Here is a 22,942-nt window from a genome sequence, read left to right on the forward strand (position 1 = left end):
GGACGAGAACGCGACGGCGACGGCGGGCCCGGTGGCACCGCCGGAACATCCGCCCCGGCGCCGACTACACGATCACCGTAGAGGCCGCCCTCAGGCCTGATCGATCAGGTTCCGTCGCTGTGAATCCGTCGGCAATGCGGTGAGTGCCAGTTTGTCGGTCCTGCGCGCAATACTCGCCGCTAGCGATCACGAGGATGAGGTATCCGGGATGGCGCGGTCACTCCGTCGCTTGAACGACGAGCCCTATATCAAACACAGCGTGGAGGTATCGGCATGAGCGCTGATCGGAGCCTGACCTATGTCGGCGGCGGCTCGGCGAAGTTCTGGGAAGTGCGTCAGAATGGTACGGAGCTGAACATCCGGTATGGGCGGCTGGGCGCTGCCGGTCAGGCGCAGGTCAAGTCGTTCGACTCCGCCGCCGCTGCGGCGGCCACCAAACTGGTGGCAGAGAAGTTACGCAAGGGCTACACGGAAGACGAAGCGGTCGCCGCGCCGGTGAGCTCCCCGGCAGCGATCGACAGTGTTGAGGATGAGGACCGGCTGACGATGCCGACCGCTTGGCTGCGCGGTCTTCATCCGCGGCGGGGTGGCGTGAAGGTCGCCGTGAAGCGGCTGGACGCGGGCGCGCCTAAGGAACTCGCCGCAAGGTTGGACGAGCGTCGGCAGCTGATCCTTGACTCACTGGCGAAGTGTCGCGACCCGGAGATCGCCTCCGCGGGCGCGGCGTACCTGGCCGGGGAGCCCACCGCCACGCCGCTGGGCGCTGCGGTGGTCGCCGAAGTGGTGGCCGGGACCCAGCCATGGGGTGAGGGCACGTTGCTGCCCCTGTTCGCCGAAGTTTGGCTGGTCGAACGCGGTCTGGTGTTCGCGGCAGTGGCCGCGACCGAACTGGCCTCGCTGGATTTCGAAACCGGCGAGCACACGCGGCCGGTTCGGCGGCTGGCTGCCGGTGAGTCCCCCAATTATTGGCACGGCTTGAATAGGCTGGAGCTCGCCACGAGGGTCCGTGCCGTCCTCGCGGCCGCATCGGATGCCGAGTATGCCGAGGTCGTCGCGGCGCTGGCGGTGAGCCGTGAAGGCGGGCTCCACCATCAGGTGGCGGCTTCCTACCTGGCGCCGACCGAGGTTGACTGGGTTGCGGCCGACTGCGCCGAAGTGAGCCGCGTCAATCCGGGTCTCGCCTCCGTCCTGGTCGCCGCGATCAGCATGTCGGAGCATGCGGCGCTCATCGTGAGCCACGTGCACGCTTACTCCGTGATGAGCTCCCTCGCTACGGTCGTCGACGGCATGGGTGACGCGGCCGTGCCGGCGCTGGCCGGATGGTTCGACGAGGCGTACGACGCGGAAAGCCAGCGGCGGCTGCTGGGTGTGCTCGCCGAACTGCCGACCGACGCGGCGATGCAGGCACTCCTCGACCGGATCGAGCAGAAGTACACCCAGCCGGCCCTCCTGCGCGCGGCGGCCCGCTTCCCGCGCCGCGCGATGCGGATGCTGGCCACCTCCGGTGGCAAGGTCGCGGACTTGCTGCTGCGCGCCCACCTGCTGGCCCATCCCAACCTGGTCGCCGAGGTGCTCGTGAGCGTCGATGACGCCGCGGCTGAGCGGATCAACAAGATCGCGAACGCCGCGACCGTCGCCACCGCTCCGCTTGAGGCTTTGCCCGAGGTACTGGTCAGCCCACCTTGGACCCGTCCGCGTACGGCCCGCAAGCCGGTCGTGGTGAGTGACCTGGTGTGCGCCGATGAGCCGACCGTGGTGTGGGGGCCGGGCGAACGGGACAATTGGCGTTCCCCCCGGCCGGGGCACGGTTCATGGGATCATGCCTGGCAACAAACCTGGAAAGAGATCGCCGGCCAGATCGCCGGTGCCCGGCAGGGCCGCTGGTACAACGAGATCGCCCTGTTCATCTCCGGGCCTGAGAAACTGGCCGGACCGCTGCTCGGGAAGTGGCGCCCGGCTGACCGGTGGGGAGCCTCTGAATGGATGCCGAGGGTGGTCGCCAGGTTCGAGCTGGCGGCGCTGCCCCTGGTGCTGGACAGCGCCCGGCGCAACCCCGGCGTGATCGCTCCGGCGCTGCTCCCGTTCACCGGCCCGGAGATCGCTGTGCTGATGGCCGAGTGGCTGGCCCGGCTGAAGTCGGTGCGCGCCACCGCGCTGGCGTGGCTGGCACGCCACCCCGAGGTGGCTGCCAGGGCGCTGATCCCGGCGGCTCTGGGCAAGCCCGGCCCGGCCCGGCGACAGGCCGAGCAGGCGCTGGCGGCGCTGGCCGCGGGCGGCAGAGGCGACGCTGTGGCGAAGGCCGCCGCGGGTTACGGCCCCGCCGCCGAGGCCGCGGTCGCCGACCTGCTCTCGGCTGACCCGCTCGACACGCTGCCGGGCAAGATGCCCGTGCTGCCCGAGTGGGCGGAAATCGCGATCTTGACACCGATCTACCTGCGCGGCGACGCGGGCGCGCTGCCGGCCGAGGCGGTCCGCCATGTGATGACGATGCTGGCGATCTCCCGGCCCGGTGATCCGTACGCCGGTCTCGCCCTGGTCAAGGAGGCCTGCGACGGCCGCAGCCTTGCTGACTTCAACTGGGCGCTGTTCCAGCGCTGGCAGGCGGCCGGCTACCCGTCCAAGGAGAGCTGGGTGATGAACGCGCTGGGACTGCTCGGCGACGACGAGACCGTCCGACGGCTGACACCGTTGATCAGGACTTGGCCCGGTGAGGGTGGGCACGCGCGTGCGGTCGCGGGTCTGGACCTGCTGGCCACCATCGGCTCCGAGGTCGCGTTGATGCACCTGCACGGCATCGCCGAGAAGGTCAAGTTCAGCGGGCTCAAGAACCGGGCCAGGCAGAAGATGGACGAGGTCGCCGCGGAGCTCGGCCTGACGCCGCAGGAACTGGCCGACCGGCTGGTGCCGGACTTCGGACTGTCCGCCGACGGCAGCCTGACCCTCGATTACGGCCGCAGGCAGTTCGTCGTCGGCTTCGATGAGCAGCTCAAGCCGTACGTGGCCGACGCCGCGGGGAAGCGGCTCAAGAACCTTCCCAAGCCGGGGGCGAACGACGATCCGGAGCTCGCGCCTTCCGCCTACCAGCGGTTCGCCGGGCTGAAAAAGGACGTGCGCGCCGTGGCCGCGGACAACATCCGCCGGCTGGAGCAGGCCATGGTGAACCAGCGCCGCTGGAGTGGTGAGGAGTTCAAGCGGCTGCTCGTCGGCCACCCGCTGCTCTGGCACATCGTGCGGCGGCTGGTGTGGGGGCTCTACGACCCCTCGGGTCGGCTCACGGGCGCCCTGCGAGTGGCCGAGGACCGCAGTTTCGCCGATGTCGAGGACGACACGCTGACGTTGCCCGACGAGGCCATCGTAGGGGCGGCGCACCCGCTGGAGCTGGGGGAGAAACCGGCCGCCTGGGCCGAGGTGTTCGCCGACTACGAGATCCTGCAGCCGTTCCCGCAACTGGGCCGGGAGACATATGGCCTGGACGAGACGCTGCTGGCCGAGATCAGCGCGGCCAAAGTCCCCACCGGCGCGGTGATCGGCCTGGAACGGCGTGGCTGGCGGCGAGGCGAGCCGCAGGACGCCGGTTGGCAGAGCTGGATCGAACGGGACGTGCCCGATGGCAGGACCATCACGATCGGCCTTAATCCGGGCATCGCGATCGGCTACCTCGAATTCGCCGACGAGCAGACCCTGGAGGGGATCGCCCTCGACGGCCTCGACCCGATCACCGTCTCCGAGATCCTGCGAGACCTCCGGGAGATCACCCGATGAACGAACACGTCCAGCGGCCCCCTGCCGAGATCCGCTACGCCGACGAGCTGACCCGGCTACGGGAGAACGACACCGACGACCGGCCGCCCGGCTGGGCGTTGAGCCTGCGGGCCGCCCGGCGCTTCGTCCTCGGGGACGAGAAGCTGGGCATCAGCCGCAAGTTCGTGGGTGATCCTTCATTGATCGACCGATCCCTGGTGACGCTCGCGACCAACCGCGGGCTGCTGCTGGTGGGTGAGCCGGGTACGGCGAAGTCGCTGTTGTCCGAGCTGCTCGCCGCGGCGGTGAGCGGAACCTCGACGCTCACCATCCAGGGCGGAGCGGCCACTACCGAAGACCAGATCAAATATTCGTGGAACTACGCGCTGCTGGTCGCCGAGGGCCCGTCCACCCGGTCACTGGTGGCCGCTCCGCTGCTGCGCGGCATGGCCGAGGGCAAGGTGGTGCGCTTCGAGGAGATCACCCGGTGCCCGCTGGAGGTGCAGGACTGCCTGCTGTCGCCGCTGTCGGACCGCGTGCTCGCCGTACCGGAGCTGACCGGTCCGGAGGCCATGGTGTTCGCCCAGGAGGGGTTCACCGTCATCGCCACCGCCAACACCCGCGACCGCGGCGTCAACGAGATGAGCGCCGCGCTCAAGCGCCGGTTCAACTTCGAGACGGTCTTCCCGATCGCCGACTTCGACACCGAGCTGCTGCTGGTGGAGGCGGAGGCCACCGCTCTGCTGAAGCGGTCAGGCGTCGGCGCGCCGCCGCGGCGCGACGTGCTGGAGGTCCTGGTCACCGCGTTCCGGGAGCTGCGCGAGGGGCAGACCGCGCGCGGTGACGCCACCGACCGGCTGTCGGGGGTGATGAGCACCGCCGAGGCCGTCTCGGTCGCGCATGCCGTCGGGCTGCGCGGGTGGTTCCTGCGCGGCGAGCCCGGCACCGCCGCCGACCTGGTCTCCTGCCTGGCCGGCACGGCGGCCAAGGACAACCCGGAGGACCTGGCGAAACTCCGCAGATATCTGGAGCAGAGGCGGCACGGAGACCAGTGGAAGGCCCTGTACGAGGCCCGTCACCTGCTGCCGGGCTGACGGTGAGCTGACGATGGCGGTCACGTTCCTCGGTGTGCGGCACCACAGCCCCGCCTGTGCCCGGCTGGTCGCCGACACCATTCATTCCGTACGGCCCGCGTACGTGCTGGTCGAGGGCCCGGCGGACATGAACCACAGGATGGATGAGCTCCTGCTGGGTCATGAGCTGCCGATCGCGGTCTACACCGGCTACCGGGATCCGGAACGGCGGCACAGCTCATGGACGCCGCTGTGCGACTACTCCCCGGAGTGGACTGCGCTGGCCGCAGGCCGTGACGTCGGCTCCGAGCTGCGTTTCATCGACCTGCCCGCCTGGCATCCGGCGCTGGCCGAAGTCCGCAACCGTTACGCCGACGCCGAGGCCCGCTACAGCGAGGTGATCACACGGCTGTGCCGTACCTTCGCCGTGGACAACATGGACGCGTTGTGGGACCACCTGTTCGAGATCGAGCCGGCCGACGGGCTGACCGAACGGCTGGCCACCTACTTCGACCTGGTGCGCGGCGACACGCAGACCGGGTCGGACGACATGGCCCGCGAGGCGTACATGGCGCAGTGGATCCGAGCTGCCGTCGCCGACGCGGGCGACAGGCCGGTGGTCGTGGTCACGGGCGGCTTCCACCGCCCCGCGTTGATCCGGCTGGCCGAGCAGGGTGACCGAAACTGGCCGGATGTGCCGCGGCCGCCCGCGGACGCGGTCGTCGGCAGTTACCTGGTGCCGTACTCGTTCCGGCGGCTGGACGCCTTCGACGGCTACCAGTCGGGTATGCCGTCGCCGGGCTACTACCAGCACCTGTGGGAGTCCGGTCCCGCCGACGCCGCCCGCAGGCTCACCGAGGCGGTGACGGCCCGGCTGCGCGCCCGGCGCCAGCCGGTGTCCACCGCGGACCTGATCGCCGCTCGGGCCACTGCGGACGGGATCGCGTTGATGCGTGGCCATCCGCATCCGGCCCGGGTCGATGTACTGGACGGCCTGGCCGGCGCGCTGGTCAGCGAGGCGATCGAGGCCCCACTGCCCTGGGCGACCCGTGGCCCGTTGCAGGCCGGCAGCCATCCGGTGATCGTGGAGATGATCGCGGCCCTGAGTGGTGACCGGGTGGGCCGCCTGCATCACTCGACTCCGTTGCCACCGCTGGTCCACACGGTTCTCGCGGTATTGGGCGGTCCGGGTGAGGAACGGCTCGACCTTGGCAAGGAAGCCGACCGCGAGCGCAGCCGGTTGCTGCACCGGCTGCGGGTGCTGCAGATCCCCGGCGTGGCGCGCACCTCGGGACCCCGCCCGGCAGGCGGTACGGAACTGGTCGAACAATGGACGCTGACCGAGTCCGACGACCGGCTGCCCGCACTGATCGAGGCCGGCGGGTATGGCGTGGACCCGCAGGAGGCGGCTGCTGCCGCCCTCGCCGAACGGATCCCGGGCGCGGACCTGGACCAACTGGCGGACGTTCTGTTCGACACGGCGCTGTGCGGCATCGGCGAACTGACCGGACAGGTGCTGGACGACCTGGCGCGGGCTGTCGGCGCGGCGGCCGATCTGGGATCGTTGGGCCGCACCCTCACCGTCGCTCTGGCGATGTGGCGCCACGACGAGCTGTTCCGCACCAGCGGCAGCACCACCTTGGGCACGGTCGTCCAGGCCGCCACCCGCCGGGCGCTGTGGCTGGCCGAAGGTGTGCGCGGCGGCCCCGCACCGGCCGACCTCCAGCGCATCAACGCCGTGACCGCCGTCCGCGACGCCCTCAGACACGCCGGCCCGTCGCTCGGACTGGACACGGACGCGGCGCTGGGCGTCGTGGACCGGCTCGCCGCCTGCCAGGAGGTGCCACCCGACCTGCGTGGCGCGTCGTTGGGTTTGGGCTGGTCACTGCGTGGTACGGCTGCCGCGGACCCCGCCCGGGCGTTGCGCGGCGCGTTCGTCCCGGCGTCGGCCGGGGACTGGCTGGCCGGGTTGTTCGCGCTCGCCCGCGAGGAGGTGCTGCACACCGCCGGCATGCTGGAGCTGCTCGATGAGCTGGTCGGAGGGATGACCGATCACGACTTCCTGGTGGCCTTGCCCGCGCTGCGCCAGGCGTTCGGCTTCTTCCCACCCCGCGAACGGCACCTCATCGCCACTCGTCTGGTCGAGCGGCGCGCCGGCGGCGCATCTGGATGGGACCTGATGCGGCTGGAAGCGGCGCCGGAGCTGGTGGCCGCCGGTATGGCACTGGACGAGCGGGTCGAGGCGGCACTGCGCCGGGAGGGACTGATCACATCATGACCGACCCCACCCTTCAACGGTGGCGCCTGCTGCTCGGCGAGGCAGGCAGCGCATGCCTCGGCGGGCAGCGGCTCGACGCACAGGCAGCCGCCCGTGACGCGGCCATGGACTGGCTCTACGGCCGCGACGAGGACTTGCGCCGACGTGGTGTACGGCAAGGCGGGATGGGCGAATCAACGCTGACCACCTTTGACTGGCTCGACGACATCACCCAGCTGTTCCCCAAGGAGACCGTCGAACGACTGCAACGTGACGCAATCGAGCGTTACGAGATTCATGACGTGGTGACCGACCCGGCCGTGCTGGCGCGCATCGAACCCAATCCCGCGCTGCTCAAGGCGGTACTGCGGACCAAGCACCTGATGAACCCGCAGGTGCTGCGGCTGGCCAGGCGGATCGTGGAGCAGGTCGTCCGGCAGCTGATGGAGAAACTCGCCACCGAGGTTCGGAGCGCGTTCTCCGGCACCAAGGTGCGACGGCCCGGCCGGATACGGCTGGCCCGCAACTTCGACATGGTCAGGACCCTGCGCGCCAACCTCGGCCGCTACCAGCCCGAGACCGGCAAAGTGGTGATCGAAACCCCGTTCTTCTTCTCCCGCACCCGCCGCCACCTCGAACAGTGGCAGGTGATTCTGCTTGTCGACCAGTCCGGGTCGATGGTCGACTCAGTGATCCACTCGGCGGTCACCGCGGCCTGCCTGTGGGGGTTGCCCGGTGTACGCACCCACCTGGTCGCCTTCGATACCGAAGTGGTGGACCTGACCGCCGACGTCGACGATCCGGTGGAGTTGCTGATGAAGGTACAGCTCGGCGGCGGCACTGACATCGCCCGCGCGGCGGCGTACGGCGCGGGCCTGGTGGATCAGCCGCGCCGGGCGATCGTCGTGCTGATCTCCGACTTCTACGAGGGCGGTGATCCGCACCGGTTGGTGCGCGTTGTGCGCGACCTGGTGGCGCAGGGCAGCAAGGTGCTGGGCCTGGCCGCCCTCGACGAGCAGGCCAATCCCGCCTACGACCGGGAGCTGGCGCAGCGCCTGGCCAATGCCGGAGCCTACGTGGGTGCGATGACACCCGGCGAACTGGCGTCCTTCGTGGCGGAGCACGTGGGCCGATGAGGACAGATCTACTCGGGCTCACGGCGGACTCCCTCGCCGCTCTCACCAATCGCGGTCTGGTCAAACGTGCCGGCAAGGAACCCGCGCCGGAGCTTCGGACCGACCCTGACGGCACCGTGCATGGCAGCTTCTCCGACGGCCTGACCGCGATCCTGCCTCCTGGCGGCCTCGACCTGGCCCGCTGCACCTGCGGTGCCACCGGCGTCTGCCGGCACGTGATCGGGGTGATCCTCGCCTACCAACGCCTGCCCGTCGAGGCTGCCCCAGAGTCCCTGCCCTGGTCACCGGGGCAGGTGACCGACGACGAACTCACCGCCAAGATCGGTGCCCGGCTGATGGCCGCCGCTCGCCGTACAGAGAGAACCGGATTCACCGCGCGGGTCCGCCGGGCGACCTCCGCTGATCCGGTACCGCAGGTCGAGCTGGCCACCGCGACGGTGCGCTTCCTGGTCCCCGGCGATCTCGGGTTCGTCCACACAGACACCGTCGCCGGCAGTCGCGATGACGTCATCGCCCTGGCGGTGTGGGCGTTCCGGGTCGCCGACGAGTTGCACCCCGGCGTCCCCGAGGTGCGGGTCGACGTCGGTGGCGAGGCCGAAGCCGGTACCGGATCGGGGCTGGAGCGGGCCCTGGGTCTGGCCGGCACGATCCTGCGCGAGGGTGCGGCGCATCTCGGTCAGGGCCTCGATGCCACCATCGCCGACGTGCAGCGCCACCTGGACGCGGCCAGGCTGCGCTGGCCGTTGCTGGCCGTCGGCGACCTCGCCGAGCAACTGACTTCCTATCGCGACCGTAGCGCGCACTACCGTCCCGAGCTGCTCGCGAGCCATGTCGCCGAGCTACACGCCCGGCACCGGGCGGTGACGCGGCCCGACGCCACCCTGCGCAGCAGCGTGCTCGGCACCGCCGAGGCCGCCGAGACCCCATTGCGCCGGGCCCGGCTGGAGAGCCTCGGCTGCCGGATCCGTGGTCTCGGCGACCAGCGGATCGCCGAGGTCTACCTGGCCCACAGCGACAGCTCCATGGTGCTGGTCCTGCGCCGTCAGTGGGACGGCGACGACGACGGGGCGGCGCTGGCGCGGCGGCGGATCGCCACGTCCACGCTGGCCGCTCTGGCCACCGGCAACCTGGTCACGGAGTCCGCCGTCCGCAGCGCCAGCCGTACGGTGCGGCTGGCCACCGGGCGGATCTCCAAGACGACGGTCAGCCCGTCACGAGGCGACTGGGGTGAACTGCCGCCGTCTCTGGTGGTGACCGACTTCGCCGCGCTCAGCCGTGAGCTCGACGCCCTCACACTCCGGCCCATCCGCCCGCGGGTAGAAGCGGAACTGGTCAGGGTCGTCGCCGTCACTCGGGTGGAGGCCGTCACGTATGCGCCCGGAGACCAGCGTCTCGACGCCGTCATCGTCGACCAGGCGGGTAGCACCGCCACCGTCAGGGCCACTCACACCGGCGCCGCCCCCGGACGCCTCGACTCGCTGGCCGCCGTGCTCGCCGGCGAAGAGGGCGAACTGCGTTTCGTCAGCGGCGTGGTCGGGCGGACCGCAGGCGGTGTCGTCATCGAACCGGTCGGTCTGGCGGCCGGCGGCCGAGTCGTCGTCCCCGACCTACAGCCTGCCGGTGGGAGCGGCAGGCTCATGATCGCCGAGGACGACCGGCACGAACCACTGACCGCGGCTCTGATCGACACCCGGGGGCTGCTCGCCGAAGTGGCCCATCGCGGCTTGTCTCACCTGCCGCCGACCTATGACGCCCGGCTCGCCACCGCGGCGCAGCGGTTGACCGTACTCGGGCTGCACCGCATCGCGCAGGCCGTCACGGCCTTCGCGGCGATGCGGACCCACGACTCTGACGAGGCGATCGAGCAGGCCTGGATCGACGCTTACCTGCGCCTGGACGTTGCTCTGGACCTGAACTGACTGAGCCCTTTTCATCCTGAGCCGGCAGGTCACGGGCTCGTTCCGCGCGCCTCCATGGGCCTGGTCAGTGCCTGATCAGGTCACTTGCTCGGCGCGCGAGAGGTACGGCAGGCGTGCCGACCTGTAGAGGTTGATGATGAAACAGGTGATCCCCACGAACCAGACGATCGCGAGGAGAAGACCGAGTTCTTTCAGCTCGGGAATGTAGCCGAGCAACAACACCGCCAGACTGCATCCGACCGCCGTCCGCCGGAGGACGTCGAAACTCGAAGCGGTCGACGTGTCGCCGAAACTCGACGCCCGGACGATGATCCCCTCCGCGACCAGCCAGATCGTCGCCAGGACACTGAGCTGGTTCAGCACGACGATCACCTCTCCCTGAGTGGACTCCGCCAACCAGTCGAACTCGGTGAACTCCACGAACCAGACGAACGAGAACGCCCATGTGACCAGGGCACTCGCATAGGCTCTGCCGAACACAGGACCTATCGACCTCTTCATCGCCGACAGTCCGGACGCGACGAGGAACCACCCAAGAGCATTGAAGAGGACCCCAAACCCGAGGAAGCCCACCCCATAGGAGGTGAGAACAAATCCGACCGTGACGCGATAGAGGGGATACACCACAAAGATCATGCCAGCACCCCGAAGCCCCGGAGACGGCGATCATCGCGGAATACGTCCAGGACGCAAATCGGTACAGGTTCCCGTTCGAAGGGGCGTGATCACACGGTCAGGGGGCCGAGTTCTGTCGGTTCGGCTATGACGTCGACCAGGGCGCCGTTGCGGAGGACCGTTATGGGCAGGGGGCGGCCGATCGCCTCGGCGAACATCAGGCGTTGCAGGGCCTGGGCGTCGGAGACCGGGCGGCGGGCGGCCGTGAGCACGAGGTCGCCGACCCGTAGGCCGGCCTCGGCGGCGGGTGAGCCCGGGACGACCTCGCTGACCCGGAGCGCGGACGACTGGCCGACCCGCTCGCGGACCTGCGGCGGCAGCGGCGCGGGCGTCGTGACCAGGCCCAGGTACGCGCGCCGCACCCTCCCGTCCCTCATCAGCGCGGCCACGATTCCCCTGGTGGTGGAGTTGATCGGCACTGCCAAGCCCAGGCCGACCCCGGCCACCGCGGTGTTGATGCCCACCACCTTGGCGGAGGCGTCGGCGAGCGCGCCGCCGGAGTTGCCCGGGTTGAGCGCCGCGTCGGTCTGGATCACGTCCTCGATGAGGCGCACGGCCGAGCCCGAGCGAGCGGGCAGCGAGCGCCCGAGCGCCGAGACGACGCCGGCCGTCACCGACCCCACCAGCCCGAGGGGGTTGCCCACGGCGACCACGAGCTGACCGACGACCAGCCCGTCGCTGTCCCCAAGCTCGGCGGGCTCGGGTGTGGGCCCGCTGGCGCGGATCACGGCGAGGTCGGACAGCGGGTCAGCGCCGACCAGCGTGAACCCGGCGGACGTGCCGTCGGCGAAGGCGACCGTCCCGGACGTGGCGCCGCCGACCACATGGGCGTTGGTGAGCAGAAATCCGTCGTCGGTGAACAGTACTGCCGACCCGCTTCCCCGCCCCGCCCGCACACTGGCGACCTTGGGAGTGAGCGCGGCCGCGACCGACGAGACGATCTGGGAGTAGGCGTCAAGCGCCATGGAGGACCTCCCCGCGCAGAGTCGATTCTTACATCATTACACGTCAAGCGTCAGCATGTGCGTAATGTTCCCCCGCCTCCATTCGTCACGGCCCCCGGCAAGGAGGGACGCGAACGCGCGCCGCACCGAGATGAAGCGTGGCACCTGGACTGACCGTGCGCACGGTCACGCCTTGGTCTGCGATAGTGACCCTGTGCCCGTCGTTTCGTGCGCCGATTCCAAGAGGCGCGACCAGGAACGCCGGGCGCGGCTGATCCAGGAATGGAAGCGCGAAGGCGTCTACCCTTACTCAGGCGAGCCTGATCTGCCCGCCCAGGCGGTCGAACGTCAGATGTTCGACGAGGTGGCCACCACGATCGCACGCCGCCTGCCAGGTGTACCGCAGAGCAAGAAGACCACCCTGCGCCTGCTCAAAGAGATCATTTCCCGTGATCCCAGCGGACTCTACCCGGTGCTCGATGACTTGTTCCGGCTGCCCCAATCAGAGCAGGAAGAACTCAAACGTGTTCTTCAGCGCACCAGCCTCTCGGAAGTGATCAAGGCGACGGGTCAGGTCAGCGACCGTCTCGACTTTCTGGCTGCCCTTAAGACGCTGGTCTTCGAGCCTGAGATCAGCAGGACGGTCAAGGAACGCGCCGAGTTGCACAAGATCCTTGAGCGCGAGACCTGGGTATTCGGTGACGCCTACGCGCTGATGGTGAGCGATCAAAGCCTTGACGCGGTGCTCAGGCGCCACCTCAGGGAATTGGGCCGAGAGCGCGACGACGGCCCGCTCGATCCCGTGCGCCGCGAGGACGGACGTACGGGTATCGTCGACCTCCTTTTGGGACGTGCCCACCGAGGAAGCTCGGGAAGGGCACACCTCGTGGTCGAGCTGAAGGCTCCCAAGGTGAAGGTCGGACAAGTGGAGGTCGCTCAGATCAAGAGCTACGCGGAGGCCATCGTCAGCGACCCTCAGTTCCGCGACGCCCGCGTTTCCTGGGATTTCTGGGTTGTCTCCACGGAGCTGGAGAAAACCGTGCGGCGCGACGCCGGCGCGCCGAACCGCCCGCCCGGGTGCATCGCCGAGTGGGAGGGAGGGGTGCGACTCTGGGCACGAACCTGGAGCGAGATCATCGACGACTGTGAGGACCGTCTCCACTTCTACCGCGACAGGCTGAACCACGACCCGGCCACGGAACATGCCCTGGAGTACCTGCGGCGCGTGCACGGAAGCGTCGCGCCTGGAACAGTCGTGGAAATGGGACACGATCCCGGGTCCGAAGGCTCACCATGACAGGTGATTTTGAGGTCGCCGATGTCTCAAGGTCGCCATGGCGATCCATCCCGAAGGGCTGTTGGTTAGTTTGAGGTGGTGCGCGGGCTGCCGCCCGCGCACCGTTTGATCCTCCGCAGCCCCCGAGCCGACCAAGCCCGTCGCGACCGCCTCAAAGGCGCCCCACCTTGACGTCCAGCACGAAAGCAGCCCATGCGTCGGAGGCAACCCGCACGATCGGGCCACTCTCCCGCTTGGAGTCACGGACAGCACGGCAGCCGTTAGGCAAGACAGCGATTTCGACGCACTGGTCCCCGCTACCGCTGTAGGTCGACTTTCGCCAGATAAGGCCGGTCACGTTGGGGGGAAGGTCCACGATTACTCCTGTGCCACCTTGTTGATCAGCTTGATCGAGTCCTCTGGAGACATCGCCACGGCGCTGATGCGCTCGAATCTCAGCTTATGCGCAGCGACATCTTCCGCGCTTTCCATATAGACATCACCCATAGTTCCTTCGATGTACGCGATGTCCGGGTCCGCTGGATCGGGATATGACAGCAGAGTGAAGCAACCGTCCAGTCCCGGGTGCTCGCCAACCGCGTATGGGACGATCTGGACGGTGATATTCGGCCGGGCGGCATGGTCCTGCAACGCAGCAAGCTGGGCCCTCATCACATCACGACCACCGACCGAGCGGCGGATCACCGCCTCGTCGACGACCATGTGGAGTTCGGGCGCGCCATCTCTGGACAGTAACGTCTGCCGCGCCAAACGTGCAGCGACCCTCCTGTCGACCTCGCTGGCGTCAGCGATCATCCGTCCCGCACGGATGACAGCACGGGCGTAGTCGGCCGTCTGCAGCAATCCATGGATGAGTTGAGGGTCCCACGCGCGCATCTGCGACGCCTCGTCCTCCAAGGCGACGTAGCTACCGCTGAAGACATCGAGGTAGGCGGTCCACCATCCGCGCTTCCGGATCTCTCGCGCAAGGGCGACCAACGAGTCCCGTTCGGGGCTGGTCGCGCCGTAGAGAGCGAGCAGGTCCGCGACGTCGCCATGGTGGGGCCGGATCTGAGCCGTCTCGACGCGTGACACCTTCGCCCGTGACCAGCCGAGTCCGTCTGCCACCTCTTGCAGGGTCAAGCCCTGCTGCTCGCGAAGACGGCGCAGCTCGCGCGCGAGACGGCGCGCTCGCACCGTAGGTCGGTAAGCCATGTCGCTCAGTGTGGCCGATCCGTCACGCTGACGTACCGAACTCCGAGGAAATCTTGAGAAGTTCGTAGAACCAGGTTGCGGAAACGAGAATCTCGCCCCACTCTCTCATTCAGAGTGACTGAGCGAGTACGCAAAGTCACGAAAACGAGATCGCGGATGGCCATGGAGGCAGCCGCAAGGGCCTACGGAGGTATCGGTGGGGCGAGGGGCTGGGCGGGTGGAGTTGCTCGGGGCTGGGGCGCGGGTGCTTCAGGTGCTGGAGCGGGAGGTGTCGCGGATCGACGTCGCCTGCTGGGACGGGGTGTCCGCGCGGTGCGTCGCGCAGGGGACGAGCCGGGACACGGGAGGGGTCGGCGTACTCGCACAAGACCTGGGGACGGACCCGATGGGGACGATCGTGGTCGACGGCACCACCACGTACGACGAAGTCAGCAAGAAGGCCCCCGCGCCGGGCGTGCGGGCCGTCGCCGGGTGCGTCACCCTCCCCGGGCGGGTCGACCAGGTGGGCGTGGCACGCGCGTTCACGCGCAGGCTGCTCCACGGGGATCCGGTCCTGGACGCGGCCCTGCTGGTGGTCTCCGAACTGGCCTCCAACAGCGTCCAGCACTCCCGGTCGTCACTTCCGGGCGGCACCGTCACGCTGTACGTCCTGCACGTCGGCGCCCGCGTGCGGATCGAGGTGCACGACGACGGCGCGGACGGCGTCCCCCACATGCGCCCCGCCGGTTCGGAAACACTTCCGGAGTGGGACGGGGAACTCGACGAGCTGGACCTTCGAGGCCGGGGCCTGCGCCTGGTGGACGAGGTGACCGCGTGCTGGGGCTTCGCCATCGGCCACCGCAGGACCACGACCTGGGCGGAGCTCACCCCCGCCGAGGACATCGGGATCGAGCACATCGAGATCCCCGCATGACCACGACCGCCACCGGCCCCGAGGTCGCCGCCGAGGCCCGAACGGACGCCGAGGCCGCGCGCCGGGACGTCGTCCGCGCCCTGAAACGGCGGTTCACCGGCTGGACCCCCTGGTACGGCGACGCCACCGGACACTGGTGGGCGCTCCCACCCGCCCACCACCGCGACCCGCTCCGCCTGATCGAGGCGGCCGGCCCGGACGCGCTTGCCGAACGCATGTGGCGGGCCGAAGCTCACGAACGCCGCCCCGGCCCGGCTTCGGGAGCCGCACAGCACGTACGCTCGCGCCGCCCCATCCCCCGCTCCGCCCTACGTCCGAGACCCCGCCCTTCCCTTTGAGCCCAGGCACCCATTACGAACCGCCGGGACAGGTGGTTCCGGGACGTTCGCGTCTTGACGTCATCGGATATCCGCTGGACCATCGAGTGTCCGAGAAATAGCGAGCAATCCCCCACGACTTCGGAGGCGGAGATGCGGCTGACGTTCATCGGCAAGACCGGCGGCAGCAACGAGGGCACTTGCCCCGCGCTGTACAAGACCGACCGGGGCACGTACGTCGTGCAGGGAAAGATCGTGACCGACCCTCGGGCTCTCGGCGACGTGCGCGACCTCGCGGCCGACGAGACGATCGTGGAAGTCCCCGCCGACGTCCTCGAATTCGCCAAGGAGCATCGGTGACCCAGCTCGTGACGGGCGAGGACTTCCTCTCCCTGTTCACCCGCTTCCAGCACACCGCGTTCCGGCTCGAACTCCGTGACCGCTACAACGTGCCCGCCGAGCGGGAGCGTTGGGAGGCATTTCTCTCCGGTGACACCGCGGAGCTTGAACGGCTGAACGCCGAGCAGCGTGCCGCCTGGATGCGCATGATCGGGGCCTCGACCTCCGCCGGCAAGCGGGTCGAACGGGTTCGGGTGGTCACCGAACCGCCGCCGGACTACATCCGGTTCGAGCTCACGCTGAACGCCGGAAACGCCGAAGCGGGCGAGGACATCCGTTATCTGCCCCGTGACCAGGCGGCCGAGCTGGATCTGCCCGGCGTTGACTACTGGCTGTTCGACTCACGGTTCGCCGTGGTGCTGCCCTTCGACGACGACGACGTGCTCCTCGACATGGAACTGATGGACGACCCGGCGAGCGTGGTCGCCTTGAACGCCGCCCGTGATGCGGCCTGGCACCATGCCATTCCCTACCCGATCTACGCCGAGAAGTGGACGGGCGGTGCCCAACGTACGCCAGGCGCGTGAAGCGCTCGGAGCGCGACTGCGCGAGCTGCGCCGGGCCGCCGGCCTCAACGGCAAGCAGCTCGCGCAGGCTGTTGGCTGGGTGGCCACCAAAGTGTCCAAGATCGAGCTCGGACGGCAGACCCCCAGCGAGGAGGACATCCGGACCTGGGCGACGGCATGCGGTGCCGACAGGGAGATCCGGTCACTGATCGCGCAGCTGAACAGCCTGGAGTCGGCCTACGCCGCCTGGCAGCGGCAACTGCGATCCGGCACTCGGGACCAGCAGAAGAAGATCGAGGCGATCGAGGCCAAGACCGACCTGATCCGCACATTCGAGCCCGCGACCGTTCCCGGGCTGTTTCAGACCCGCGAGTACGCCCGCCACATCCTCGCGCAGGCGATAGCGGTTCATCAGGTGCCCGACGACCTGCAGGAGGGCGTCCAAGCCCGCATGGACCGCCAGCAGATCCTCTACAAGCCCGGGCACCGCTTCCACGTGATCCTCACCGAAACGGCGCTGCGCAACCTGATGTGCCCGCCTGAGGTTCTGATGGGACAGATCGAGCGGCTGATCGCCTCCGCCACCCTGCCCAATGTCGCCCTTGGGGTGATCCCCTGGACGGCGCGCCTGCCGAAGACCCCCGTGCACGGGTTCTGGCTGTACGGCGAGCGGCTGGTCACCGTCGAGACCTTCTCGGCGGAGCTGTCACTGATCCAGCCGAAAGAGATAGCCCTCTACGGCAAGATCTTCGACCTGATGCACAAGACCGCGCTGTACGGCAAGAACGCCCGCACGATCATGACCCACGTCCTGGACGAGCTGGCCGAGCGCTTCTTCCCCGAGCCACCCGCCGCCGGACCGAGCTTTCACGAGAAATAGCGAGCAATCTCTTTGAAGCCCGGGTAGAGCGGAGCTTAGCGTCAGCGGCGTGTGCTCCCATACCCGTCCACGGAGCCGACCCGCCGTAGCCGCCTCACTATAAGTTACGTGTCGATTACCGTTGCGGAAGCGGCCGCGGCCGAGCCGGGTCGGACTCGCAAGCGGTCAGCGGATCGACATATGCCGACGGGCAAACCATAGGCAACTACAAGAGAGAAAGGATCGAACATGACGACCCCGATGCCGTGGGGGCTCACCCATATGACCCCCTACCCTCTCGCCGAGACCGTCCCGTACATCGCTGTCCGACTCCACCCGGACTCGCAGCAGGCCGTTTACGTCGGTCCCGGAGGTCAGCCCATCGAGGCTGGTAAGCACGGCACCAACAAGCAGACCAGCAGATCTCTGGCCACCGGCGGCGGTGACGGCCAGAACCCCACGCCGTCGGACGATACGGCCGCCACTGACTACGACAGCGACTGAACGCTCAAGATGACGAACGGAGTGGTACTGGTCCTCACCTGCCTTGAGGACCCCACCACAGACATGGTCATCGGCCGTCTGAACGCGCGGGGAGCACGGATCGCACGTTTGGATCCGGGGATCGACTTCCCCGCCTCCATATCCTTCTCAGCATGGTTCGAAGACCGGTTGCACGGCTTTTTGAACACCGCTTCGCGGCATGTCGCCCTGGATGACGTGTGCGCCGTTTACTACAGGCGGCCCACACCCTACGCATCCAACCACCCCTCCCAGACCGACCGCTTTTCAGCCCTCCAGGCGCGATTCGGACTCGGCGGAACTCTCGCCTCACTGCCCTGCCGGTACGTCAACCACCCGTGGAAGATCCTCGCGGCCGAACACAAGCCGCTCCAGCTCACCACCGCCCGTCAGGTCGGCTTCAGACTGCCACCCACGTTGATCACCAACCGGCCCTCCGACGCTCGCGCCTTCGCCGCCGAGCACGAGCGCATCATATTTACAAGCCCCTGAGGCTCACCTCGTTTGTGAACTCGGCCGGGGAACCATCGACCATCTGGGCGACCGCCGTAGATCCCGGCGCCATCGACGACACGATCACCCGCACCGCGCATCTACTCCAAGCCTGCGTCGACAAGACCGCCGACCTACGGGTGACGGTCGTTGGGAGACATGCGTTCTGCGTCCGCATCGAGTCGGACCTGCTTGACTGGCGGCAGGACTATGACCGCATCTCCTACACGGTGGTCGATTCTCCGCCCGGCCTTGCTGACGCCGCCATTGCCTTTCTTGACGCACTTGATCTCTCGTTCGGCGTGTTCGACTTCGCGATCGGTCGCGACGGAAGCCCCGTGTTCCTGGAGTGCAATCCCAATGGACAGTGGGGATGGCTGGAAGACGCCACAGGGATACAGATAGCCGCCTCCATCGCAGACCTACTTTTGGAGACTCCGTAGTGAACACTCACGTCAACGAGCGGCTGACCGCCCGGCTTCGCAGCCGCCTGGCCGACGAACTTTCCGAGAACGGAGACTTGCGGAGCCCGGAATGGCGGCGAGCCGTTGGGACCGTGCCGCGTGAAGTGTTCCTCGGTGAGCGGGTCTACCGGCGCGTCGACAGCCCGCACGGAACCGACTGGGAACCGATCAGCACTGCCGCTGACGAGAAGTGGCTCGGCCTGGCCTATCAGAACGTGACGTGGGTGACCCAGTTCGACGAGCGCGACGATGCCGTGCGAGGCGCGCCGACATCCTCATCGACCCTGCCCGGTCTCGTGGTGAGGATGCTGGAAGACCTCCAGGTGGAAAACGACCATCGGGTACTGGAGATCGGCACGGGAACGGGATACTCCACCGCGCTGCTGTGCGAACGTCTCGGTTCCGGTCAGGTCACCTCAGTCGAAGTGGACCCCGAGGTGGCCGCCCGTGCTCGGCGCGCCTTGCAGCGTGCGGGCCACGCTCCGGCCCTCTTGATCGGCGACGGACTGGCCGGACACCAAGGAGGGGCTCCGTATGACAGGATCATCGCCACCTGTTCGGTCCGGACCGTCCCCGGCTCGTGGCTTCACCAGGCACGACGCGACGGCCTCATCCTGGCCACACTGTCCGGATGGCTGTACGGTTCCGCCCTCGCCCGTCTCACTGTCACCGCCCGTTCTGAAGCAGAAGGCGAATTTCTCCCTGGCACGATCTCCTTCATGCCGGCACGGTCGCATGCCGCCCCTCTCATCGGTGACCTGCCGTCGCAGTCCGACGGGAAGCAGCGTGCCACCGTGTTCGGCGCTGACGTCCTCGCCGAATGGACGCCGCTGTGGATCGCCCAGCTCGCCGCTCCCGGCGCCCAATCCATAGGCGTCTCGACAGAGGGCCGCCCGGTGGCGTATTGCGTCATCGATCAAGCCGCGGCGTCGTGGGCGTGGCTGGTGCTCCAATCAGACGAGTGGACCGTCAGACAGGGAGGCCCGCTACGGTTGTGGGACCGGATCGAGGCCGCCCTCACCGCGTGGCACGATGCCGGCAAGCCGAGCCAGCAAGCCTTCCGCCTGCGCATCAAGGGCGACGAGCAAAGCGTCTTCCTTCCCGGCACACCGGGGCTTCGCTGGACTCTGCCCGTCATACCGGAATCGGGCCCGCGACCGTACCTTCCCCAACTGCCGCTCGACGGATCCGACCGATCGCGTCTGGCCATGTTGACCGGTCTGAGCCCTGAGCGCATCGATGAGCTCGGCGGAGTACGCGAGGAAGATTGAAGGTGCCCACGAACCCCGCCCGCCCTTCCCGGATAATCAATACCCGCACTTCGTCGATGTGCCGGTCACCGCGTTCTTCTCGCCGAAGGTCCCCTAACGGTCCTCTCCGTCGTCATGGCAGGCGCCCTGAGTCGGGCGAGCGTGCCGCCTGCCGCTTCGAGGGATGATGATGGCTCTGTCAGCACATCGTGACAACCGTGCGGTCGCGACCGCCTTGATGGTCGTGTCGCTGCTTTCCCTGAGCGCTTGCCAGATCGGGCCGGACGAGCTGTTCACCGTGGTCAACGGGACCGAGGACGCCGTCGTGGTGACCTGGAACGGCCGCGCGTACGCGACGTTGCCTCCTGAAGAGCAAAAACAGATCGCTTTGCCGGGCGACCACTGCGACAGCGTTCCTCCACCGGTGGACCGGCTGTCCGCCACCTCGGACAAGGGCGAGCGTTATGACTACCCCGGCCCTGTCTGCAACGGCAGGACGTGGCGGGTGGGGCCAGCGGTCTCCCCCTCGCCGAAGTAAAGCGCTCAGCGGCGGCAGTGTTTGTAGACATCACCGCGCACAGTCTTCGCCCAGGTCGCGACGTACGGCACGGATTTCCGCCAGGTCCTCCGGATCGTTGGCGAGTTCCTGCGCCTCCATCCGGGCGACTTCCATGCGCCGGAGTCGATTGGCGATGAGCAGCGCCTCGCGGACCACGTCTGTGGCCGACCTGCCGTCGGCGGTCAGCTCCGCGAGAGCCTTCTCGGTCCTCGCATCGATCTGTACGGTCAACACAGCCATATCACACTGTACGACGACACCCCTCGCAGGCTTTCGTCCATCCGCGTAACTAGTCAGTGCCTCAGCGTGACTACATTTCTTCGGGCCGGTAGACAGATGGCCGCGGGGAATCTCCCTTCAGGAGACACCCAGAGGGCGGTGGGGGTGGTGGTGTGGCCGGCGGCTCGAGCTCGCTACCACACCGATCATGCAAAATCACCGACCACTGCCACCTACACCGGTCACCTGCCTCGTCGAGGCGCGAACTCCGCAAGAGCTGGCCCGACGAATGTGGCTGGTGAAGACGCGCGTACGTCACGGGGAGCGAACCCAGTGCCTGCGGGAAACCCACACCCGCGGCGGCCTCTCCCCCGATTCGCGTTGAAGCCAAGCGGCCGATCTTTTGAGAACGAGTCGGCCACCCGCCGCCGGGGACGGCGACACGGTCGTGCCGCCACCCGGACACGTTCAGACGTCAGCGGGAAGCGGAAGGAACTCCAGCCGCCGCAAGTGTTCCAGCGCCGCGCTGACGTGGGGCGGGCCGAACAGGGCCCCCTTGCGCGGGGACCACTCGCGGATGTACCGGCTCAGTTCCGCCGCGTCGGTGCTGCCGGTCTCCATGGCGCCCCAGTGAACTGTCGAGAGAAGTTCAAGGCCGTAAGGAGTCTCGAAGCCCTCGATGAGGTCGGCGACACGTGTCACCCGAGCGGCGGTCTCCGCATCGCGGCTCAGGACCTGGTCGGCTTCTTCGGCTGCGCCCGGCAAGAGGAAGATACGGGGATCCTGTGTCCGGTCACCGTAGCCTCGGATGTAGTGGGCCTCCAGTTGCTGGAGCGCATGGTTGAGATTCTCGGCATATGGGCCATACTTCCCTTTTGCAAACTCCAGCCGTAGCGGCTGGCCACACTGCTGCAGGAAGTAGGTCAGCTTCTGCGCCTCCAGGGCGGTCAGGCGATAGTCAGGAAGCAGGTAACGCCCGAAGAGCGCCAGAACCGCCGCGCGGTTCACGGTCAGCGATGGGCGCCGCGTGCGAACGATCATTTTCTCGGGATCGGGCGAGCCCTCGGGACGGTAGACGACCACGTCAACGTCGGGGAGCTCCGCAGCGGCCCTATCGATCAACGGGAACACATCCCTCCACTCCAGCCCGCCGTTGCCGCAGCCCAGCGGGGGAACCGCGAGCGATCGGATGCCCAGTTCGCGCACGACACGGACGAGATCGACCAGGCCAGACTCAATGTCCTCCAGGCGGGAGGCGGCTCGCCAGTGGCGCTTGGTGGGGAAGTTGATGACATAGCGCCCGCTACCTATGCGCCCGTCGTCGTAGACGAACATCTTCCCTGGTACGACTTCGCCGCGCTTGCAGGCCCTGGCGTACGCCTTGAAGTTCTCTGGATATGCCTGGCGGAACTGCAAGGCGATGCCCTTGCCGGCTACCCCGACGGTGTTCACCGTGTTGACCAGCGCCTCGACCTCAGCGTCGAGGAGGTTCCCGCTGCGCAGCGTGAGCATGACGACCTCCCTCCCTTTAGTAGTACCAGTCGCGCCTGACAATTATTTCGGGCTGGTGTTCGATTCCAGTGATGATCGCCTGAACTTGTCCGCGAGCGGACTCGTTCATGACACCGATCGTGGCGATCAATGACCATGGGAACCGCTTGTGCACCAAGAACTCTGCCTGACGTTTTCGTGGTCGTTCGCCCGTTCCGTCCGTGTCATTCCAATAGCGCGCCCGCATGATCTCCCAGTCGATCTTGCCCAGGTGACGGAGATCATCGTAGAACTCGCTGAAGCCCATAATGGCGTGACCGTCAGTGAATGCGAAGGCCAACCCTGCCGCCACAACAGACTCAGAGGTGGAGACGAGATAGACGATGTCCTCTTGCCGTGCGGTCACACCGTCGACGTTCCTCCGGTACACGGCGTAGAGCATCGGCGATCGTGGCGCGAAATAGAACGGCACGTAGTCGGCGAGTGTGCCCCCAGCCCCGCACGGCACCCCCCGCCGGGATCTGCGGTCCTTGATGTGTTTGTGTCCGATGTTGACCGGACGCACAACACCCGACTGCCGGTCTTGATCGCAGACGAGGCCACGGCCGATCATTCCGGCCAGGTTCTCCACATGCGTGATGTGGTAGATGGCGGTCACGTATTGTTCTCCCTTTGGCGGTCGAGGATGCGAGTCGTCTCGGACGCCAGGACTCGA

At 67.9% G+C, this 22,942-nt stretch carries 23 protein-coding genes; 16 read left to right on the top strand and 7 right to left on the bottom strand.

The features are described 5' to 3' along the window. Window positions 1-273: 273 nt before the first annotated feature. From AB0M95_RS23330 to AB0M95_RS23350, 5 genes are read left to right on the top strand one after another with little or no spacing between them, the layout of a single operon-like run. Window positions 274-3,762: a DUF4132 domain-containing protein gene (locus tag AB0M95_RS23330; RefSeq protein WP_363768168.1), complete on the top strand. Its 3,489-nt coding sequence runs from the start codon at window positions 274-276 to the stop codon at window positions 3,760-3,762. Next, complete coding sequence (locus tag AB0M95_RS23335; RefSeq protein WP_363768171.1) at window positions 3,759-4,835, top strand: AAA family ATPase; 1,077 nt, start codon at window positions 3,759-3,761, stop codon at window positions 4,833-4,835. The genes AB0M95_RS23330 and AB0M95_RS23335 overlap by 4 nt, the downstream gene beginning before the upstream one ends. 13 nt (window positions 4,836-4,848) lie before the next feature. Continuing rightward, on the top strand, window positions 4,849-7,092 hold the full coding sequence (locus AB0M95_RS23340) for a DUF5682 family protein (protein WP_363768173.1): 2,244 nt from the start codon (window positions 4,849-4,851) through the stop codon (window positions 7,090-7,092). Then, window positions 7,089-8,207 carry a VWA domain-containing protein gene (locus AB0M95_RS23345; RefSeq protein ID WP_363768176.1) on the top strand — a complete coding sequence of 373 codons (1,119 nt, stop codon included), beginning with the start codon at window positions 7,089-7,091 and terminating at the stop codon, window positions 8,205-8,207. The genes AB0M95_RS23340 and AB0M95_RS23345 overlap by 4 nt, the downstream gene beginning before the upstream one ends. Continuing rightward, window positions 8,204-10,126, top strand: coding sequence for a hypothetical protein (locus tag AB0M95_RS23350; RefSeq protein WP_363768179.1), 1,923 nt, complete (start codon window positions 8,204-8,206; stop codon window positions 10,124-10,126). Before AB0M95_RS23345 ends, AB0M95_RS23350 begins: the two co-directional genes overlap by 4 nt. Window positions 10,127-10,201: 75 nt before the next feature. Here AB0M95_RS23350 and AB0M95_RS23355 read toward each other — a convergent pair whose 3' ends face one another. Together AB0M95_RS23355 and AB0M95_RS23360 are read right to left on the bottom strand one after the other, a co-directional pair. Beyond that, window positions 10,202-10,762, bottom strand: a complete 561-nt coding sequence (locus AB0M95_RS23355) for a hypothetical protein (protein WP_363768182.1) — start codon at window positions 10,760-10,762, stop codon at window positions 10,202-10,204. 89 nt (window positions 10,763-10,851) lie between these two features. Then, window positions 10,852-11,766 (bottom strand): trypsin-like peptidase domain-containing protein, encoded by a 915-nt coding sequence (locus AB0M95_RS23360; RefSeq protein WP_363768185.1) that lies wholly within the window; start codon window positions 11,764-11,766, stop codon window positions 10,852-10,854. Between the two features lie 193 nt (window positions 11,767-11,959). On the opposite strand from AB0M95_RS23360, the gene AB0M95_RS23365 reads away from it, so the two are divergent. Then, window positions 11,960-13,042, top strand: a complete 1,083-nt coding sequence (locus tag AB0M95_RS23365) for a hypothetical protein (protein ID WP_363768187.1) — start codon at window positions 11,960-11,962, stop codon at window positions 13,040-13,042. A 151-nt stretch (window positions 13,043-13,193) separates the two neighbouring features. On the opposite strand, the gene AB0M95_RS23370 is transcribed toward AB0M95_RS23365, so the two are convergent. Further along, the gene (locus AB0M95_RS23370; RefSeq protein WP_363768190.1) at window positions 13,194-13,397 is read right to left on the bottom strand and encodes a DUF397 domain-containing protein; all 204 of its coding nucleotides are present in this window, start codon (window positions 13,395-13,397) and stop codon (window positions 13,194-13,196) included. Between the two features lie 2 nt (window positions 13,398-13,399). After that, window positions 13,400-14,236 (bottom strand): helix-turn-helix transcriptional regulator, encoded by an 837-nt coding sequence (locus AB0M95_RS23375; protein WP_363768193.1) that lies wholly within the window; start codon window positions 14,234-14,236, stop codon window positions 13,400-13,402. Window positions 14,237-14,432: 196 nt separating this feature from the next. Here AB0M95_RS23375 and AB0M95_RS23380 point away from each other — a divergent pair, with 196 nt between their 5' ends. From AB0M95_RS23380 to AB0M95_RS23425, 10 genes are all read left to right on the top strand, one after another. Further along, on the top strand, window positions 14,433-15,149 hold the full coding sequence (locus AB0M95_RS23380; RefSeq protein WP_363768196.1) for an ATP-binding protein: 717 nt from the start codon (window positions 14,433-14,435) through the stop codon (window positions 15,147-15,149). Beyond that, on the top strand, window positions 15,146-15,487 hold the full coding sequence (locus tag AB0M95_RS23385; protein ID WP_363768199.1) for a hypothetical protein: 342 nt from the start codon (window positions 15,146-15,148) through the stop codon (window positions 15,485-15,487). Before AB0M95_RS23380 ends, AB0M95_RS23385 begins: the two co-directional genes overlap by 4 nt. Window positions 15,488-15,619: 132 nt before the next feature. After that, window positions 15,620-15,826 carry a hypothetical protein gene (locus tag AB0M95_RS23390; protein WP_363768202.1) on the top strand — a complete coding sequence of 69 codons (207 nt, stop codon included), beginning with the start codon at window positions 15,620-15,622 and terminating at the stop codon, window positions 15,824-15,826. After that, window positions 15,823-16,392, top strand: coding sequence for a DUF6879 family protein (locus AB0M95_RS23395; protein WP_363768205.1), 570 nt, complete (start codon window positions 15,823-15,825; stop codon window positions 16,390-16,392). Before AB0M95_RS23390 ends, AB0M95_RS23395 begins: the two co-directional genes overlap by 4 nt. Further along, window positions 16,367-17,251 (top strand): helix-turn-helix transcriptional regulator, encoded by an 885-nt coding sequence (locus AB0M95_RS23400; RefSeq protein ID WP_363768208.1) that lies wholly within the window; start codon window positions 16,367-16,369, stop codon window positions 17,249-17,251. Before AB0M95_RS23395 ends, AB0M95_RS23400 begins: the two co-directional genes overlap by 26 nt. Before the next feature lie 228 nt (window positions 17,252-17,479). Then, complete coding sequence (gene tgmA, locus AB0M95_RS23405; protein WP_363768211.1) at window positions 17,480-17,734, top strand: putative ATP-grasp-modified RiPP; 255 nt, start codon at window positions 17,480-17,482, stop codon at window positions 17,732-17,734. Window positions 17,735-17,743: 9 nt separating this feature from the next. Next, window positions 17,744-18,244, top strand: a complete 501-nt coding sequence (locus AB0M95_RS23410) for an MvdC/MvdD family ATP grasp protein (RefSeq protein WP_363768214.1) — start codon at window positions 17,744-17,746, stop codon at window positions 18,242-18,244. Window positions 18,245-18,258: 14 nt separating this feature from the next. Further along, the gene (locus tag AB0M95_RS23415; protein WP_363768217.1) at window positions 18,259-18,687 is read left to right on the top strand and encodes a hypothetical protein; all 429 of its coding nucleotides are present in this window, start codon (window positions 18,259-18,261) and stop codon (window positions 18,685-18,687) included. Continuing rightward, window positions 18,687-19,979 carry an ATP-grasp peptide maturase system methyltransferase gene (tgmC, locus tag AB0M95_RS23420; protein ID WP_363768220.1) on the top strand — a complete coding sequence of 431 codons (1,293 nt, stop codon included), beginning with the start codon at window positions 18,687-18,689 and terminating at the stop codon, window positions 19,977-19,979. The genes AB0M95_RS23415 and tgmC overlap by 1 nt, the downstream gene beginning before the upstream one ends. Window positions 19,980-20,202: 223 nt before the next feature. Then, window positions 20,203-20,496, top strand: a complete 294-nt coding sequence (locus tag AB0M95_RS23425; protein WP_363768223.1) for a hypothetical protein — start codon at window positions 20,203-20,205, stop codon at window positions 20,494-20,496. Between the two features lie 30 nt (window positions 20,497-20,526). Here AB0M95_RS23425 and AB0M95_RS23430 read toward each other — a convergent pair whose 3' ends face one another. From AB0M95_RS23430 to AB0M95_RS23440, 3 genes are all read right to left on the bottom strand, one after another. After that, complete coding sequence (locus tag AB0M95_RS23430; RefSeq protein ID WP_363768225.1) at window positions 20,527-20,751, bottom strand: hypothetical protein; 225 nt, start codon at window positions 20,749-20,751, stop codon at window positions 20,527-20,529. A gap of 453 nt (window positions 20,752-21,204) precedes the next feature. Then, window positions 21,205-22,248: a macro domain-containing protein gene (locus AB0M95_RS23435; RefSeq protein WP_363768230.1), complete on the bottom strand. Its 1,044-nt coding sequence runs from the start codon at window positions 22,246-22,248 to the stop codon at window positions 21,205-21,207. A 16-nt stretch (window positions 22,249-22,264) separates the two neighbouring features. Further along, window positions 22,265-22,885 carry a DUF4433 domain-containing protein gene (locus tag AB0M95_RS23440; protein ID WP_363768233.1) on the bottom strand — a complete coding sequence of 207 codons (621 nt, stop codon included), beginning with the start codon at window positions 22,883-22,885 and terminating at the stop codon, window positions 22,265-22,267. Between the last annotated feature and the right edge of the window lie 57 nt (window positions 22,886-22,942).

Origin of the sequence: Sphaerisporangium sp. NPDC051017 (assembly GCF_040683095.1) — a bacterium.
Classification (GTDB): domain Bacteria; phylum Actinomycetota; class Actinomycetes; order Streptosporangiales; family Streptosporangiaceae; genus Sphaerisporangium.

Coding starts and splice junctions, on each gene's coding strand:
- AB0M95_RS23330 (WP_363768168.1), top strand. CDS start 274: ATGAGCGCTGATCGGAGCCTGACCTATGTCGGCGGCGGCTCGGCGAAG.
- AB0M95_RS23335 (WP_363768171.1), top strand. CDS start 3,759: ATGAACGAACACGTCCAGCGGCCCCCTGCCGAGATCCGCTACGCCGAC.
- AB0M95_RS23340 (WP_363768173.1), top strand. CDS start 4,849: ATGGCGGTCACGTTCCTCGGTGTGCGGCACCACAGCCCCGCCTGTGCC.
- AB0M95_RS23345 (WP_363768176.1), top strand. CDS start 7,089: ATGACCGACCCCACCCTTCAACGGTGGCGCCTGCTGCTCGGCGAGGCA.
- AB0M95_RS23350 (WP_363768179.1), top strand. CDS start 8,204: ATGAGGACAGATCTACTCGGGCTCACGGCGGACTCCCTCGCCGCTCTC.
- AB0M95_RS23355 (WP_363768182.1), bottom strand. CDS start 10,762: ATGATCTTTGTGGTGTATCCCCTCTATCGCGTCACGGTCGGATTTGTT.
- AB0M95_RS23360 (WP_363768185.1), bottom strand. CDS start 11,766: ATGGCGCTTGACGCCTACTCCCAGATCGTCTCGTCGGTCGCGGCCGCG.
- AB0M95_RS23375 (WP_363768193.1), bottom strand. CDS start 14,236: ATGGCTTACCGACCTACGGTGCGAGCGCGCCGTCTCGCGCGCGAGCTG.
- AB0M95_RS23385 (WP_363768199.1), top strand. CDS start 15,146: ATGACCACGACCGCCACCGGCCCCGAGGTCGCCGCCGAGGCCCGAACG.
- AB0M95_RS23390 (WP_363768202.1), top strand. CDS start 15,620: ATGCGGCTGACGTTCATCGGCAAGACCGGCGGCAGCAACGAGGGCACT.
- tgmA (WP_363768211.1), top strand. CDS start 17,480: ATGACGACCCCGATGCCGTGGGGGCTCACCCATATGACCCCCTACCCT.
- AB0M95_RS23410 (WP_363768214.1), top strand. CDS start 17,744: ATGACGAACGGAGTGGTACTGGTCCTCACCTGCCTTGAGGACCCCACC.
- AB0M95_RS23435 (WP_363768230.1), bottom strand. CDS start 22,248: ATGCTCACGCTGCGCAGCGGGAACCTCCTCGACGCTGAGGTCGAGGCG.